This window comes from Actinacidiphila yeochonensis CN732 (genome assembly GCF_000745345.1).
GTDB lineage: Bacteria > Actinomycetota > Actinomycetes > Streptomycetales > Streptomycetaceae > Actinacidiphila > Actinacidiphila yeochonensis.
In genome coordinates, this window is the sequence record NZ_JQNR01000005.1 from 4122924 (window position 1) to 4138112 (window position 15189).

Here is a 15189-nt window from a genome sequence, read left to right on the forward strand (position 1 = left end):
ACGCGGACAACTGGGGGTTCTCGGAGGACGGCGCGGCGACGCGGGCGGGGCGGGGCGGGCCCGGCCCGCTCCGGTGCGGCCGCCACCGCGGCCCCGACCGGGCCTGGCACCGCCCTGAGCAGGCCGACGCCGCCGAACGCGCGGGCCGTGCCCACCACGAGCCACCCGCGCGGCAGCGCCCGCGCTCGGGGCAGCCTCGGCCGGCACCTGCCGCGCCTCGGCCCCGACCGTGTGGCGCGCCGCGACGTCCACGCCACCGGGGAGCGGACCCCGCGCCCGCCTCGCCCTCGTTCCCGTGCCCGCGCTCGTGCCGGCGGCACGCCGCCTCGCGACGTCCTCAGCGGACCTCGTCGACGTACACCCACGCGCCGTCCTCGCGGACGAAGCGGCTGTTCTCGTGCTGCTCGCCGGCCCGGCCGCCGGCGGTGAAGCGGGCGGTGAACTCCACCGTGCCCTCGGTGTGGAAAGCGGTACCGCCGGTCGCCCCGTGGATGTCCAGCCCGGTCCAGCTGATGCCGGGGTCGAGCTGGAGTTCGCGCGGCCGGGTCGGCCGCGACCAGGTGCGCAGCAGGTACTCGGTGTCGCCGACGGCGAACGCGGCGTAGCGCGAGCGCATCAGCAGCTCCGCGGTCGGGGCGGCGGACCGGCCCGCGTGCAGGGCGCCGCAGCAGTCGCCGTACGAGGCGCCCAGCCCGCAGGGGCACGGCTCGGCGTCCGAGGGCGCGTCGGGGCGGGCGGTACGGCGGCAGGGCGCGCGGTCCGGGAGGAACGGGCGGCGGAGCGGGGACGGGACGGCATCCCCCGATTGTGCCGGACCGCCCGCGCGGCGGCGGAGCCACCCGGACGGTCGGCGCCCGGACGGCGCAGCCCGGGGTTTTGCCCCGGCCTCAGGGGAAACGCGGTGTGCGAGGGCCCTGACATGCCTGACCGCCCGACCGGTCCCGACCGCTGCGGGCACCCGCCCGTCGCCCCGGCGCGGGAGCCCGGACCCGGGACCGCGTCCGGCTGAACCCGATCCGGGTCCGAGGACCGGACGCCGGGGCCGAACCGCACCTCCGAGAGGACGTATCCGTGACCACCGCGCACGACTCCACCACAGACCCCGAGGCCCAGGTCGCCGTCGTCCTCGACGGTTGCCCCACGGACGACGCGCGCGCCGTCCTGGACGCGCTGCGTGCCAGCTTCACGGCGTCCTCCGGGGACAGCCCGCACGACGTCGAGGAGGACACCACCGTGTGGACCGCCACCTTCGACGTCTCCCGCACCATCGGCCTGGCCGGGCCGGCACGGCTCTCGGCCCCCGTCACCGTCACCGCCCAGGGCGGCTACCGGGCGGTGGACCGGCTGCGCGAGGGCCTCGCCGAGGCGTTCGCCGTCCGGGTCGTCGGCACCGCCTCGGGGGACCAGGAACAGGAGGCGCAGCTCAGGCTCGACAACCGGTAGCGGTTCCGCCTGAGCCCCGGGCCGGTCTCTCCGCGGCGGCCGCCCGGGGCTCAGGCCGCAGCTGCCGCCTCCAGCACCCGTCCGGGAGCGGAGCGGTCCAGGGCGACGCGCACCAGCGCCGACGCCAGGTGGGCCGGGTCAGCGCCGTCCGAGGCCCGCACCAGCGCCGCCGGGCTGTCGGGGAGGCCGAGGCTGCGGGCACCCTGGAGGGCCTTGCCGTCCACGTAGGGCGCCGGCCGCGGCCACACGGCCTGCGCCTCGCGCAGGAAGATGTCCGCGCCGGCCGGGCCCACGCCCGGGAACTCCTGGAGCAGGCCGCCGATCCGCGCGGTGTCGCCGCCGGCCCGGTCCCGCAGCCGGCGCAGGTCGCCGCGGTACTCCCTGAGCAGCAGCTCCGCGCCCTCGCCGAGCCGGGTGGCGGTGCTCTCGTCGTAGCGCCGGTAGCCGCCGCGGCCCAGGGCGTCCACCCGCTCCTGCCAGCGGGCCGCCGCCATCCGCCGCGGGTCGCGCAGGCCCGCCGCCGACAGCTCCCTGGCCGCGGCCACCGCCACGCCCGCCCGGATCCGGGTGCTGAGCAGATCCGCCAGCACCAGCAGCCGGTACAGCGGCTGCGGCGTGTCCCGCAGCCGGATGCCCGCCTCCTGCGCGTACGTCCGCCCGTAACCGTCCAGCAGGGCGCGTACCACCGCGCGCCTGGGGGGTCCGGACCGTTCGCGGGATGTGGCCATGTCGCTCCACCTCCGTCGTGCTCTCCTCCAGGACGTCCTCGCGGCTCTGGCGGGTACCCCACGCGGGCACGAGCAACCAGGACCGACCCCTCGCACCGGCGGCGGCCGGACCGGGCGGTGCGGGCGGCGGGCGGTTCTACCCGCCGCCCTCGTGGGCGGCCCGGACCGCCGCCACCGTGTCCGCCTGCCCCGGGGGCTTGTCCGGGCGGTAGCGCAGCACCCGGGCGAAGCGCAGGGTCAGCCCGGCCGGGTAGCGCGAGGAGGCCTGCACCCCGTCGTAGGCGACCTCGACGACCAGCTCCGGCCGGACCGTGACCACATGCCCGTCGTCCTCGGTGGCGCGGGCCAGCAGCTGGCCGGTCTGCCACTCCAGGAGGGCGTCCGTGAGCCCCTTGAACGTCTTGCCGAGCATGACGAAGGAGCCGTCCTCGGCGCGGGCGCCCAGATGGAGGTTGGACAGCTTCCCGGTACGGCGCCCGTGCCCCCACTCGGCCGCCAGCACCACCAGGTCCAGCGTGTGCACCGGCTTGACCTTGATCCACGAGGCCCCGCGCCGCCCCGCCGCGTAGATCCCCTCCAGGCCCTTGACGACCACCCCCTCGTGGCCGCGCCGCAGCGTCTCGGTGAAGAACTCCTCGGCTTTCTCCGCCGCCCCCGGCGCCTCGGGGGCGGGCAGTGTGAGCCGCCGCACCCGGTGCGGCTCCGGCACCAGCTCCGCGAGGACGGCGTGCCGCTCGGCGCAGGGCAGGTCGAGCAGGTCGCGCTCCCCGGCCGAGAGCACGTCGAAGAAGACCGGCCGCACCGGTACCGCCCGGGCGGCCGCGGCGACGTCCACCGTGGACCCCACCCGCCCGGCGGTCTCCTGGAAGGGCCGCGGCCGGCCGGCCTCGCCCAGCGCCAGCACCTCGCCGTCGAGGACGAAGCGGTCGGCGGGCAGCGAGCGGGCGGCGGCCACCACCTCGGGCAGCCGCTCCGTCACGTCGTCCAGGGTGCGGGTGAAGACCCAGATCCCGTCGCCGTCGCGGTGCACCTGAACGCGTATGCCGTCCAGCTTCTCCTCCACCGCGCACGGCCCGAGCTTCGCCAGTGCCTCCCGCACCGAACCGGCCGAGGTCGCCAGCATCGGCAGCAGCGGCCGTCCCACCGCCAGCCGGAAGTCCTCCAGGGCCGCCGGTCCGCGGGCCAGCAGCGCCTCGGCGACCGGCTCCAGGGCGCCGGCCAGCATCACCGACCGGCGCACCGCCGCCGGCTCGGCGCCCGCGGCCGCGGCCAGGCCCTCCACAGCGGCCGCCTGCAGGGCGCCCTGCCGCACCTCCCCGGTGAGCAGCCCCAGCAGGTACTCCTGCTCGGGCGCGGTCGCCGCCGCGAACAGGTCCTGGACCAGCGCCCGGCGGCCTGCCTGCGCGCCCTGCCCGGAGACAGCGGCCAGCTCCGTGAGCGCGGCGTCCACCCCGAGCACCGTCAGGGAGGGCTCGGGCGCGGGGTCCGCGCGCTCCCGCAGCGCCGCCCAGCCCACGCCGATCCGGCCCTGCGGCAGGCGTCCGGACAGGTAGGCGATGGCGACCGGCGCGTCCTGCGGCCGCGCGGCGGCGAAGAAGTCCGCGAGCAGCCGCGTCTTGCGGGACCGCGCGGACGTCCGCGCCACTTCCCGCGACACCCTGGCGACCTCGGCGAAGAGCATGTCCCCATCCTGCTCCGCGGCACCGACAGCCGCCCCTCCACCGGCTTAATCGAATGAATGTACGAAGAATGAGTTACCGTGAAAGCATGCACCAGCAGGGCTCACTCTTCGCCGCCGGCGAGCCCGGCCTGTCCGATCTGGCCGACCCGTCCGGTCTGCCGACGGCCTGTCGCACCCACCTCGGGTCCGGCGCCTGGATCGACGTGCTCCCGGGCTGGCTCACCGGCGCCGACGCCCTCTTCGAACGGCTCGCCGCCGAGGTGCCCTGGCACGCCGAACACCGCCGGATGTACGACGACGTGGTCACCGTGCCCCGCCTGCTCTGCCACTACGCGCAGGGCGCGCCGCTCCCCGACCCGCTGCTGGAGCGCGCCCGCACCGCGCTCAGCGCCCACTACGCCGCCGAGCTCGGCGAGCCCTTCACCACGGCCGGCCTGTGCTTCTACCGCGACGGGCGCGACAGCGTCGCCTGGCACGGCGACCGCTTCGGGCGCGGCGCGAGCGGCGACACCATGGTGGCGATCGTCTCCCTGGGCGAACCGCGCCCACTGCTCCTGCGCCCGCGCGGCGGCGGCCCCGCCGAGGCCCGCGTGCCGCTCGGCCACGGCGACCTCATCGTCATGGGCGGCTCCTGCCAGCGGACCTGGGACCACTCCGTGCCCAAGACCCGCGCCGGCGTCGGTGGCCGCATCAGCGTCCAGTTCCGGCCGCGCGGTGTCTCTTGAGCGGTTCCGTCCGCCCCGACCCGTCCGCCCGGGCCCGGCCCGTCTGCCCCGGCCCGTCTGCCCGGGCCCGACCCGTCTGCCCCGGCCCGGCCCGGCCTTGCCCGTCCCGCCCGCTCTGCCCCGCCCGCCGCCGCGGTCGTCCATCGGGTCCGCGGCGGCCCGGGCCCGTTTCCGTGATCGCAGCAGGGGTAGCCGAGGCGTCGTAAGGGCAGGAAGCACCGCACGTCCCGGCGGTCCGCGGAGCCGCGGCAGCGCGGGTCCGCTCGGTTCGGGGCGGCGGACACGACCTGATGGACGGCGACCTGATGGACGGCGACCTGATGGACGGCGACCTGACGGACGGCGGACACCCGACGGACGGGAGGAGCGCGACACCGTGACCACCGCATTCCTCGTGGCGCCCGAGGGCGTCGAACAGAGCGAGCTGACCTCCCCCTGGCAGGCGGTGTCGGCGGTCGGCGGCGACCCGCGGCTCATCTCGACCGCGCCGGGCAGCGTCCAGGCGTTCCAGAACCTCGACAAGGGCGACACCTTCCTGGTGGACGCCACCGTCGACCAGGCGTCGGCCGTCGACTACGACCTCCTGGTGCTGCCCGGCGGTACCGCCAACCCCGACGCGCTCCGCTTGCACGCCGGGGCGGTGGCCTTGACCCGGGAGTTCTTCGCCGCGGGGAAACCGGTCGCCGCCATCTGCCACGCTCCCTGGCTGCTGATCGAGGCCGGTGTGGTCAGGGGCCGCACCCTCACCTCGTGGCCGAGCCTGCGGACCGACCTCGGCAACGCGGGCGCCACCTGGGTGGACGAGGAGGTGCGGGTCTGCCGCGCCGGCCCGAACACCCTGATCACCAGCCGCAAACCCGCGGACCTCGACGCTTTCGGCGAGGCCGTGCTGACCGAGATGAGTGCCCGCACATGACCGAGCAGGCCGCGGACGGCCGCGGAGACGACGTCTACCAGCCCGACGGCGACGACCGTGAGGTCCATGAGGACACCGGGCTGCTCGACCCCGAGGACACCCTGGTCGACCGGGGTGTCGCGGAGGCGCTGGACGAGGGCTTCTCCCCGCCCGAGCGCCCGCTGGCGGTGGAGGGCACGGGACTCACCGGCAGTGAGCAGCGCGCCGGGGAGACCCTGGACCAGCGGCTCGCCCGGGAGCGCCCCGACAGCCCGCCCCTCTCCGGCGACGGCCTCGGCGACGCGGAGGACACCGACGGCGAACTCGTCGACCCCGAGGCGGGCGGACCCCGCTCCGGACGCCTGCTGGCGCCCGACGAGGGCGCCCACCCGCGCACGGACGGCGTCACCGGCGAGGACGTCGGCATCGACGGCGGGGCCGCCTCGGCGGAGGAGGCGGCCGTCCACCTCGTGGACGACGTCGGCCTGACCACCTCCGCGGAAGCCGACGGCGACCGCGGCTGAAGCACTCCGGCCCGGGTTCCCCCGTCCGGGTGACGGCGAGGCGGCCGGCCGCCGTCACGCCGTCACCTGCCGTCACCTGGCGTGACGGCAGGAAACGCCTGGCGCCGGCCGGGGCTCACATGCTGTTGGAGGCGGCCCGGATGTTCGGCGGGGGCAGGGTGGAGCCGTATCCGGAGATGAAGGCCACGTGGGTGTCGAAGCTGTCGGCGTAGGACACGGTGCCGACGCACTGGGTGCCCGTGCCGCACTCGGTCACGAGCGTGCCCTTCGTCACGTCGAAGATCTCGATGTAGTAGGGCGTGGAGCCGACATCGGCACTGCTCGTCGCGGTCAGCACACCGTCGTACGGCGGGTAGTCCAGGGACAGCCCCGTCATCGACACGCTGTAGTACGGCGCGAGGCCGAACACCCAGGCGACGTAGGTGGTCATCGACGTCGCCTGGACTCCGGTGGGCGGGTAGGACGACGCGTACAGCGCGACGGTCGCCACGTAGGCGTGCGTGGTCGTGGAGGTCTGGCTGACGCTGGCCGAGCACGCGGTGCCCGAGCCGCAGGCGGCCACCAGGGTGTTGGCGGTGAGGTCCCAGATCTGGATGTAGTACGGGGTCGGACCGACGTCCAGGGACGAGTACACGCTCAGTGTGCTGCTGTTGGACCCGTTCACGACGAGCAGGCCGTTGACCGTGTTCCGGCTGGCCTCCAGCGTCATCCACGGGGCCGAGTCGAGCGGTTTCGCCGTGCGGGGCTTCGCGGTCGTCGCGGTGGTCGTGGAGGTCGAGGACGCCGGGCGGGCCGCGCCGGGCTCGGTGTTCGCGGCCGCCGGACCGACGGACACCAGCGAGGCGGCGAGTACCGCCGTGGCCAGCGCGGCCAACGCCGCCAGCCGACCGGGCCGGGATCTACCGATGAGGTATTTTAATATGCCGGGAAAACGCAAGGGAAACCTCCGAATAACGAGGTGAACGCTGCCTGGTGTGTGCGCGGACCGGTTCTGGTCCGCCGTACTGCCGGAGCGCCAGATCGGCTGCATCGGATGAAGATGCCGGACGGAGCCCAGTCGGCCTGTCTGGTATGCCATGCCACTGATCGAGCGTCAACCCACCTTGCGGGAAACGCGATCGAGGTGTCGTGGCGGAGGGGATCGAACTCCGCGGATGCCCGCCATACCGGATTGCCGGCGAACGCGCCAGACGTAGGACAGGGCGTGAATAGCGGGGGGAATTCCGCGGCTTCGGGAAAACCGAGGGGACGTCCTCGCCGGCGGCTTCCGGACACCCTGGGAGGTGCCGCCGCGCACGGTGCGGGCAGGCCCTCCGGCTTCGCGGCGGTATCCGCGGGACTGCGGCCGGCGGTGCACGGTCGGTACCGGCACCGGCCGGTCGTTGAAGGACAAGCGGAGGTCAACTAGCCTCATCCGCACGGCGCTTGGGGAAAGCGCCGCCATGGGGGACCGCGGAACCGGGGGATCGCGCCCGGCCGTGCCCTCGCGTGAGTTTGGGGGGTTTCATGCGATTCAGGAAGACCGCGGCCACGATGGCCGCCGCGGTGGCGGCCGGGGCCGCCTTCGCCGTACTGCCGGCCACGCCGGCGGCGGCGGACGCCGCCTATCCGGCCCCGCGCATCGTGCTGGACGAGCGGAACCAGCACGTCTACCTCAGCACCGAGGGCCAGCTGCCCTACGTCGAGGTCTTCGACCTGGACGGCAACCGGGTCGGCGAGATCGACGGCCAGGCCGACGCCGGCTGGATGACCCTCTCACCCGACGGCGGCACGCTGTACATCGCGCACGCCGAACTCGGCACGATCTCCGCGGTCAGCACCACGACGCTCCAGCAGACCGCGGTGTACCGGACCGGCGTCGGCACGGGGCATCTGGCGTTCGTCGACGGCCGGCTGTGGTTCAGCTACAGCGGGGGCGCCCAGCCCGAACCCAACGGCATCGGCTCCGTGGACGTGGGGGCGCAGACCCCCACCGTGAGCCTGGACCCGCAGTGGCAGTGGCCGGACGCGGCCCCGATCGTCCTTGCCGACCCCGCGGAGCCGGACCAGCTGGTCGTCACCACCAGCTTCGGCGACGGGGGGCTCGGCGTCTTCGACGTCTCCACGGCCACCCCGGTGGAGACGAAGCAGTACGCGGACTGGAACGGTTTCAACGACGCCGCGATCACCCCGGACGGCAAGGACGTGGTCGTCGCCTCGCTGGCCGGGATCTCGTTCTTCCGCCTCAGCGACCTGCAGCCCGAGGACAAGGAGCTCTCCGCGAGCGACGCCTACGCGGTGGCCGTCGCTCCGGACGGCACCCTGGCGGTCGGCAGCTGGGCGTACTGGTCCGTTCCCGAGGCCGGGGTGTCCGTGATCGCGCCGGGCGAGTCCGCGCCGCGACGCACCTTCTCGCCGCCGGTCGACGAGGGCGGGCTGGCGTGGTCCTCGGACGGATCGCGGCTGTACGCGGCCTCAGGGGGCGCGTCGGGCCTGGGGGACACCCTTCCGGTGCTCAACGTCTACGACAACCCCGAGCGGGGCGACACCACGATGACCCTCACGCCCCGGCGGAAGCCGAGGCGGGGACGCCCTACACCGTCGAGGGGGCGTTGGCGTCGGCCGGCGCGTTCGCGGCCGGGCAGACCGTGCACGTGACGCGCACCGACGCGGCGGACCCCGACGGCACGGCGCTGCCGGACGCCGCGGTGGGCGCGGACGGCACGTTCTCCTTCACCGACACCGCGGCCGCCGAGGGCGAGGTCTCCTACCAGGTCGCCTACGACGGCGACGCGGGCCACGCCCCGGCGGGGCAGTCGGCCTCGGTGACGGTCACCAAGCCCGCGAAGGCCGACACCACGTTGTGGCTGCAGTTCGAGGACCGCGCCAAGGTCGGCAGGAAGCTCAAGCTGGACGGCCGGCTCACCGCCGCGGACACCATCCCCGCCGGCGCCACCGTCACCGTCACCCGGCAGGACGCCACCGGGCCCGGCGCGGCCCTCGTCGGCACCCGCAAGGTCGCCGCCGACGGCACGTTCCAGATCGCCGACGTCCCCCTGGTGGCCGGTCCGGCCGTCTACACCGTCACGTACGCGGGCGACGGCGCGTACAACGGGAGCACCGTGTCGGCGACGGCCCAGGTGGCCCCGTAACAGCGCGACCGGCACCCGGGGGCAGGCGGCCGGGAGGGCCGACGTGACGGTGCCGCCCGCCGCGCGCGGTTCCGCGGCGATGCCCGGCCGCACCGGGCATCGCCGCCGGGCCGCTCTCAGGACGGCCCGGGGGCACCCCGGCGAGCGTCCGTGAAGCAGGCCCGAGCCGCGGCCAGGGGCTGCCCCGGCGACCTCGGCGAGACCGCCGGGGCAGCCGGGCGGGCCCGACCGGCCGACCGTGGGAAGCGCGGACGGCCGGTCCGTAGCACCGTAGGACGTGCAGGCCCCCGCCCGGCTGCCCGCCGGCAGGCCGGGACCCGCCCGACCGGCGGGCGCAAGACAAGGAGTCGGTGGCATGAGCGAAGCGAGCGAGCGCGAGGACACGCCCGAGCGCGTCCCCCAGAGCGCGGTCGCGCCCGGCGACGGCGCGACCCGGCCGGCCCCCGCGGCGGCGGGGCGAAGGGCGCGGCGGCTGGGCGAGCCGGCTGCGCTCCCGGCTGCACAGCAGCCCCGAACAGCCGCCCACGGGCGTGGCCGCCAGCATGATCACCTCGGGCGGGCTGCTGCTGGCCATGGTCGAGGACCTCAGGATGCGCGGCGGCACCCGGCCCGAGGACGTCCGTCCGCTGGCCGACACCTTCGCCCGGCACTGCGCCGCGAAGGAGGCCACCGTCCGCAAGGCGCTGGAGCGGCACGGCGAGTCCGTCCGCGTCGTGCAGCGCGACCGCCAGGAGGGCGACCTCATCCAGGGCATCCTCGACCGGGCCCTGACCGGTCGCCATCCCGAGGACACCCGCACCCTCACCATCGACGGCGGCCTCACCCAGATGTACCAGTACCTCTTCCACGAGCGGCGCGACCTCGTCCCGGCGCTCCAGCGGGCCGTCCCCGCCGACGAGAGCGCCACCCTGGCCGAGGCGTTCGAGGCCGCCAACCGCGCGGCCTGACGCCCCTGGGGCGGGGCAACGGATCCGGGCAACGGGCCCGGGCCACCGGAGCGGCGTCGAAGCGGCGACGGCGTCGAAGGCGGGCGGCGAGGTCGGCCCGTCCTCCGGGCACCCTCCGGCACGCACCCGCCCGAAGGCGGCGACGGCGCGCGACGCCGTCGCCGGACCCGCTCGGCGCGCGCGGAGCCCGCCGCCCGCCCGCCGGCGGCGCGTGCCGCCCGCCGTGCCGACCCCTCGGACGATCTCACCGCCGGTGGCGACCCGGGACGCCGCGCTCCTGCGGAAAGACGCGGCGCTCCCGCTGAAGCCCGCGCCGGCCCCGGGATCACCTCCGACCATTCGTTCACCTCCTGCCGGAGCGGCCCCGCCCGAGCCGCCTCCCCGCGCCTGCCGCCTTCGACCCCCGACGCCGCGGCGGCGCCCCGCCGGACATCCGGGCGGCCGACAGCAGCAGGGTGCCGCCCGTCCCTCCGCGCGCCGCCCGGACCCGCGACGGGCGCGTAACGGCACCTCGTGGCGGCACCGCGCGGGCGGCGCGGTCGCCGGCGGCGCGACCGGACGTGAGGTACCGGCCCGAGCGGGCGAGCCGAGGGCGCGTGGGCGGGCGTTCACCTCATGAACGCGGTCGGGCCCCTTGACGGCGCCGGGCCGCGCTGGCTTGATGTGAGACGGCACCGAGTGGGAGCGCTCCCACCCCAGGTGCCGTGGCACCCGACCATCCCCCACGTTCCGGTGAAGGGACCACCTCCGTGACACGCCTCTTCCGCCGTACACGCCCCCGCGCGCCCCACCGCGCCTGGCGCACGCGCGCCGCCGCCGTGCTCACCGCCGCCGCGACGGTGCTGCTGCCGCTGACGCTGGCCCAGTCCGCGCACGCCGCGACCAGCACGTGCGACCCCGAGGGCACCATCGCGGCCGGCGCCTACATCGTCCAGGCCAACGAGTGGAACTCCACCCTCCAGCAGTGCGTCTCCTACAGCGGCGGCACCTCCTGGTCGGTGGACACAGCGAACTTCTCCACCTCCACCAGCGGCGCGCCCGCCACCTACCCGTCGATCTACAAGGGCTGCCACTGGGGCGACTGCACCTCCGGCAGCGGTCTGCCGATCAAGATCAGCGACCTGGGCAGCGCGACCTCCTCGTGGAGCACGGTGCAGCCGTCGAGCGGCGCCTACGACGTCGCGTACGACCTGTGGATCAACTCCACGCCGACCACCGTGGGCCAGCCCGACGGCACCGAGATCATGATCTGGCTCAACAGCCGCGGCGGTGTCCAGCCCTTCGGCGGCAAGACCGGCACCTCCACCGCGGCGGGGCACAACTGGGACGTGTGGACCGGGCAGCAGACGTCCTGGAAGATCATCTCGTACGTGCTCCAGGGCGGCGCCACCTCCGTCTCCGGCCTGGACGTGAAGGCGCTCATCAACGACGCCGTCGGGCGCGGCTCCGTCAACCCGGCGCACTACCTCATCGACGCCGAGGCCGGGTTCGAGATCTGGCAGGGCGGGCAGGGCCTGGCCACCACCGGCTTCTCCTTCGACGCGAGCACCGGCGGCGGCACCACCACCCCGCCGGCCGGGGACACCCAGCCGCCGAGCACGCCGACCGGGCTCACCGTCACCGGCACGACGGCGAGCAGCGCCACACTCAGCTGGTCGCCGGCCACCGACGACACCGGGGTGGCCGGGTACGACGTCTACCGGAGCGGCAAGCTGGTGGGCACCGCCACGGGGACGACGTTCACCGACACCGGGCTGAGCGCGTCGACGGCCTACACCTGGACGGTCACCGCCCACGACGCGGCCGGCAACACCTCGGCCGCCTCCGCCGGGGCCACCGCCACCACGGCCTCCGGCGGCGGCACCCCGCCGGCCGGCGCCGGCTGCACCGCCTCCTACACCGTCAGCAGCGACTGGGGCGCCGGCTACACCGCCAACGTCACCGTCACGGCGGGCAGCTCCGCGGTCCACGGGTGGAAGGTCGGCTGGACCTACGGCGGCAGCCAGCACATCACCAGCGCGTGGAACGCGACGGTGACCCAGTCCGGCACCGCCGTCAGCGCGTCGAGCCTGGACTGGAACGGCTCGCTGGGCGCCGGCACGAGCACCTCGTTCGGCTTCCAGGGCACCGGCTCGGGCGGGGGCGTGCCCACCCCGACCTGCACCGCGAGCTGACCGCGGACCACTGACCGCTGAGAGCGCAGGCCCGGCCGACGGGGGCATGGTCCCCCGCCCGCCGGGCTCGCGTGCGTCCGGGCCTGGATCGTGCCGGTGCCGTGCGGGTGCGGTGCCGGTGCGGGTGGGGAGCGGCGGGACGCGCGAAGGGCCGCCGCCCCCGGGACGGGGGACGGCGGCCCGGTGCGGGTACCGCGCTCCCGGCCCGGCTCGACGCCGGTGCCGGGAGGCGGAGCCCGCCGTTCACCTCGTGCGCGCGGCTCCGGTCACGGGTAGCTGGTGACCGTCGACGGGGTGGTCGACGTGCCGGAGGTGCCCGGCCCGGTGTCGTTGATCACGTGGGCGTACTGGCCCATTCCGCCGAGGGAGACCACGAGCAGGTCGTGGAACTTCACCCCCGGTGTGTTGGGCGCCTCGAACCCGTGGTCCTGGACGATCGTCGGGTCCGCGGTGAAGTTGCAGTAGCTGCCCAGCCCCCAGCCCTCGTGGGTGGTGACGTTGGCGTCCACCTTGTAGGCGGCGTAGCCGCGGGTGCTGCCGTTCTGGACGGCCGCCTGGTTCGGCGGATCGTAGGCGATCTCGTTCTGGAAGAAGATCGTTCTGCCGTTCTGGCCGGCCCACTCCACGTCGTACTTCTCGAAGTGCTCCACGAACAGGCCGGTCGCCAGCACGTTGTTGCCGTTGACCTTCAGGCCCTCGTCCGCGGGGTTGCTGGTCCACCCCACGCCGGCGCCGTGGTCGGCCCGCCACAGCCAGGTGTGGTCGATGATCACGTCGTTGCTGTTGATCTCGAAGGCCGTACCCGCCTGGCCCGCGCCCGCGCCGCCGATCCGGGCGAACACGTCCTGGATGGTCGTCGGGTCGGCGGAGTGGCTGGCCGAGGAGCCCGGGGCGCCCACCTGGAGCAGCTGCGGGGACTTGCCGGTGCCCGCGTCGATCAGGAAGCCGGCCAGCTTCACGCCGTCGACGTCAGCCACCTTCACCGCGTCCACGCCGTTGTCCGGCACGACTGTGGCGTAACCCAGGCCCAGCACGACGGTGTTGGCGCGGGTGACGTTGATCGGCTGGTCCACGTGGTAGATGCCCGGGGTGAGGACCAGGTTGAGGCCCTGCGCCAGCGCCGCGTTGATCGTCTCCGCGGAGACGCCCGGCTTCGCCACGTAGAACTGGGTCAGCGGGATCGAGGTGCCCGGCGTGTTCGGCCAGTCCACCCCGCTGGCGTTGGTGCGCGTGTTCGGCACGAACACCTGGTAGTTGCCGCTGCCGTCGATGTACATGTACGGCTTGTCGCGCGACTCGGGGGTGGTGGCGAGGGTGGTGTACACCGGGTTGGGGAAGCCCTGCGCGGGAGCGCCCTGGACCCCGGAGAAGACCATGTTCCACACGCCGTTGGTCCAGCCGCCGACGGAGCTGTCGCGGGTGTACCACTGCTGCTGCGAGTACGGGCCGACCGTGCCGTCGATCTTGCTGTCGGCGATGTACCCGCCCGAGGCCCAGCCGTAGCCGTTGGGCGCCAGGTTGAGGCCGCCCTCGACGTGGACGCGGCGGAACGGCGCGGCCTGCGCCACCGCCCACCGGTCGGTGCCGCTGACCGGCTTGATGGCCATGTTCTCCACCGAACGCCAGAAGTTCTGCGTGGCGTTGCCGTTGAACCAGCCGGCGTCCACGGTCATGTCGCCGTTGATCTGGACGTCGTCCGGGTTCTTGCCCAGACCGGAGACCGAGGTGTAGAAGCCGATCTGGTCGTTGATGTTGTTGTACGTGCCCGGCTTGAAGAAGACCTGGTAGCGGGCGTCGCCGAACTGGTTGCTCTCCTGCTGCGCGAAGATCGAGTCCAACTGCGCCTGGATGTCGGGCGTCGAGGGGTCGAAGACCTTCACGTTCGGGCCGAGGTCGCCGCCGCCCTGGATCGGGCCGGTGGTCCCGGTCCCCCCGGTGCTGCCGCCGGTCGAGCCGCCGCTGTCGTCACCGGCCGTGCCGTAGACCTGGAACTCCCAGAGCGAGTAGCCGTAGCCGGTGGCGCGCGCGGTGCCGTACAGGCGCACGTAGCGGCCGGAGCCGGAGACGTTCAGCGTCTGGTTGCCGCCGGTGCCGGTGGTGGTGGAGTAGACGTCCGTCCAGTTCGAGCCGTCCGAGGAGACCTGGATCTCGAACGCCTTGGCGTAGGCGGTCTCCCAGTTGAGGACGACCTGGCTGATCGTCGAGGTGGCGCCGAGGTCGACCTGGAGCCACTGCGGGTCGGCGGCGGCGCTCGACCAGCGGGTCGCGGTGTTGCCGTCGACCGCGTCGGCGGCCGGGGTGCCGGCGTTCTCGGTGGAGGAGGCGGTCGCCGGGCGGCCCTGCGAGATCAGCGTGGCCTGGGACGGCGGGGTGGTGCCGCCGGCGGTGCCGTAGACCTGGAACTCCCAGAGCGAGTAGCCGTACTGGGTGGCCCGCTGGGTTCCGTACATCCGGACATAGCGCCCGGAACCGTTTACGGAAACCGTCTGGTTGCCGCCGGTGCCGGTGGTGGTGGAGTAGACGTCCGTCCAGTTCGAGCCGTCCGAGGAGACCTGGATCTCGAACGCCTTGGCGTAGGCGGTCTCCCAGTTGAGGGTGACGGAGCTGAGGCTCGCGGTGGCGCCGAGGTCGACCTGGAGCCACTGCGGGTCGGCGGCGGCGCTCGACCAGCGGGTCGCGGTGTTGCCGTCGACCGCGTCGGCGGCCGGGGTGCCGGCGTTCTCGGTGGAGGAGGCGGTTGCCGTCCTGCCCTGCGAGAGCAGGGTGCCGGCCGCGTGCGCCGCGTGCAGGGGCACGAAGAGCAGCAGCGAGGCGAACAGGGCGGTGACCACCGCCGCGACGATGTTGCGCTGTCTGCGCAGGACGGACGGCGGCGCCGAACCGGGCGAAGCCGACCCGGTGGGGGGTGGGAGCATGCGGCACTCTCCTGGATGCGTGGTGG

At 74.7% G+C, this 15189-nt stretch carries 13 protein-coding genes and 1 pseudogene; 8 read left to right on the plus strand and 6 right to left on the minus strand.

Going from position 1 to position 15189, the window contains the following annotated elements; all coding sequences use genetic code 11:
• Positions 1–337: 337 nt before the first annotated feature.
• A complete protein-coding gene (locus BS72_RS40070) occupies positions 338–616 on the minus strand; it encodes a YchJ family protein (RefSeq protein WP_037914703.1) in 279 nt (92 codons plus the stop codon).
• A 66-nt stretch (positions 617–682) separates the two neighbouring features.
• Positions 683–958, minus strand: a pseudogene (locus BS72_RS40075) (hypothetical protein); the annotation flags it as partial.
• A 113-nt stretch (positions 959–1071) separates the two neighbouring features.
• Here BS72_RS40075 and BS72_RS28680 point away from each other — a divergent pair.
• The gene (locus tag BS72_RS28680; RefSeq protein WP_037914706.1) at positions 1072–1443 is read left to right on the plus strand and encodes a hypothetical protein; all 372 of its coding nucleotides are present in this window, start codon (positions 1072–1074) and stop codon (positions 1441–1443) included.
• Positions 1444–1493: 50 nt separating this feature from the next.
• On the opposite strand, the gene BS72_RS28685 is transcribed toward BS72_RS28680, so the two are convergent.
• A complete protein-coding gene (locus tag BS72_RS28685; RefSeq protein ID WP_037914708.1) occupies positions 1494–2171 on the minus strand; it encodes a hypothetical protein in 678 nt (225 codons plus the stop codon).
• Positions 2172–2307: 136 nt separating this feature from the next.
• On the minus strand, positions 2308–3852 hold the full coding sequence (locus tag BS72_RS28690) for an ATP-dependent DNA ligase (RefSeq protein ID WP_037914712.1): 1545 nt from the start codon (positions 3850–3852) through the stop codon (positions 2308–2310).
• A gap of 86 nt (positions 3853–3938) precedes the next feature.
• Here BS72_RS28690 and BS72_RS28695 point away from each other — a divergent pair, with 86 nt between their 5' ends.
• From BS72_RS28695 to BS72_RS28705, 3 genes are all read left to right on the plus strand, one after another.
• The gene (locus BS72_RS28695; protein ID WP_232792554.1) at positions 3939–4577 is read left to right on the plus strand and encodes an alpha-ketoglutarate-dependent dioxygenase AlkB; all 639 of its coding nucleotides are present in this window, start codon (positions 3939–3941) and stop codon (positions 4575–4577) included.
• A gap of 376 nt (positions 4578–4953) precedes the next feature.
• Positions 4954–5493 carry a type 1 glutamine amidotransferase domain-containing protein gene (locus BS72_RS28700; RefSeq protein ID WP_037914717.1) on the plus strand — a complete coding sequence of 180 codons (540 nt, stop codon included), beginning with the start codon at positions 4954–4956 and terminating at the stop codon, positions 5491–5493.
• Entirely contained in the window at positions 5490–5996 is a 507-nt protein-coding gene (locus tag BS72_RS28705) for a DUF5709 domain-containing protein (RefSeq protein WP_037914720.1), read from the plus strand. The genes BS72_RS28700 and BS72_RS28705 overlap by 4 nt, the downstream gene beginning before the upstream one ends.
• 115 nt (positions 5997–6111) lie before the next feature.
• On the opposite strand, the gene BS72_RS28710 is transcribed toward BS72_RS28705, so the two are convergent.
• The gene (locus BS72_RS28710; RefSeq protein WP_157856349.1) at positions 6112–6933 is read right to left on the minus strand and encodes a hypothetical protein; all 822 of its coding nucleotides are present in this window, start codon (positions 6931–6933) and stop codon (positions 6112–6114) included.
• A 569-nt stretch (positions 6934–7502) separates the two neighbouring features.
• Here BS72_RS28710 and BS72_RS28715 point away from each other — a divergent pair.
• The 4 genes from BS72_RS28715 to BS72_RS38905 all read left to right on the plus strand — a co-directional run bounded on the left by BS72_RS28715 (position 7503) and on the right by BS72_RS38905 (position 12248).
• Complete coding sequence (locus tag BS72_RS28715; protein ID WP_157856350.1) at positions 7503–8633, plus strand: lactonase family protein; 1131 nt, start codon at positions 7503–7505, stop codon at positions 8631–8633.
• Complete coding sequence (locus BS72_RS28720; protein ID WP_157856351.1) at positions 8630–9127, plus strand: hypothetical protein; 498 nt, start codon at positions 8630–8632, stop codon at positions 9125–9127. The genes BS72_RS28715 and BS72_RS28720 overlap by 4 nt, the downstream gene beginning before the upstream one ends.
• A gap of 530 nt (positions 9128–9657) precedes the next feature.
• Positions 9658–10074 (plus strand): hypothetical protein, encoded by a 417-nt coding sequence (locus BS72_RS28725; RefSeq protein WP_037914727.1) that lies wholly within the window; start codon positions 9658–9660, stop codon positions 10072–10074.
• A 749-nt stretch (positions 10075–10823) separates the two neighbouring features.
• Positions 10824–12248 carry a GH12 family glycosyl hydrolase domain-containing protein gene (locus BS72_RS38905; RefSeq protein WP_037914730.1) on the plus strand — a complete coding sequence of 475 codons (1425 nt, stop codon included), beginning with the start codon at positions 10824–10826 and terminating at the stop codon, positions 12246–12248.
• A 266-nt stretch (positions 12249–12514) separates the two neighbouring features.
• Here the strand turns inward: BS72_RS38905 and BS72_RS28735 are convergent, their stop codons facing one another.
• Complete coding sequence (locus BS72_RS28735) at positions 12515–15163, minus strand: discoidin domain-containing protein (RefSeq protein ID WP_051951789.1); 2649 nt, start codon at positions 15161–15163, stop codon at positions 12515–12517.
• Positions 15164–15189: the final 26 nt, after the last annotated feature.

Excerpts from the sequence above, each read along its gene's own strand:
- BS72_RS28695 (WP_232792554.1), top strand. The coding sequence starts at position 3,939 with ATGCACCAGCAGGGCTCACTCTTCGCCGCCGGCGAGCCCGGCCTGTCC.
- BS72_RS28690 (WP_037914712.1), bottom strand. The coding sequence starts at position 3,852 with ATGCTCTTCGCCGAGGTCGCCAGGGTGTCGCGGGAAGTGGCGCGGACG.
- BS72_RS40070 (WP_037914703.1), bottom strand. The coding sequence starts at position 616 with ATGCGCTCGCGCTACGCCGCGTTCGCCGTCGGCGACACCGAGTACCTG.
- BS72_RS28685 (WP_037914708.1), bottom strand. The coding sequence starts at position 2,171 with ATGGCCACATCCCGCGAACGGTCCGGACCCCCCAGGCGCGCGGTGGTA.
- BS72_RS28735 (WP_051951789.1), bottom strand. The coding sequence starts at position 15,163 with ATGCTCCCACCCCCCACCGGGTCGGCTTCGCCCGGTTCGGCGCCGCCG.
- BS72_RS28715 (WP_157856350.1), top strand. The coding sequence starts at position 7,503 with ATGCGATTCAGGAAGACCGCGGCCACGATGGCCGCCGCGGTGGCGGCC.
- BS72_RS28705 (WP_037914720.1), top strand. The coding sequence starts at position 5,490 with ATGACCGAGCAGGCCGCGGACGGCCGCGGAGACGACGTCTACCAGCCC.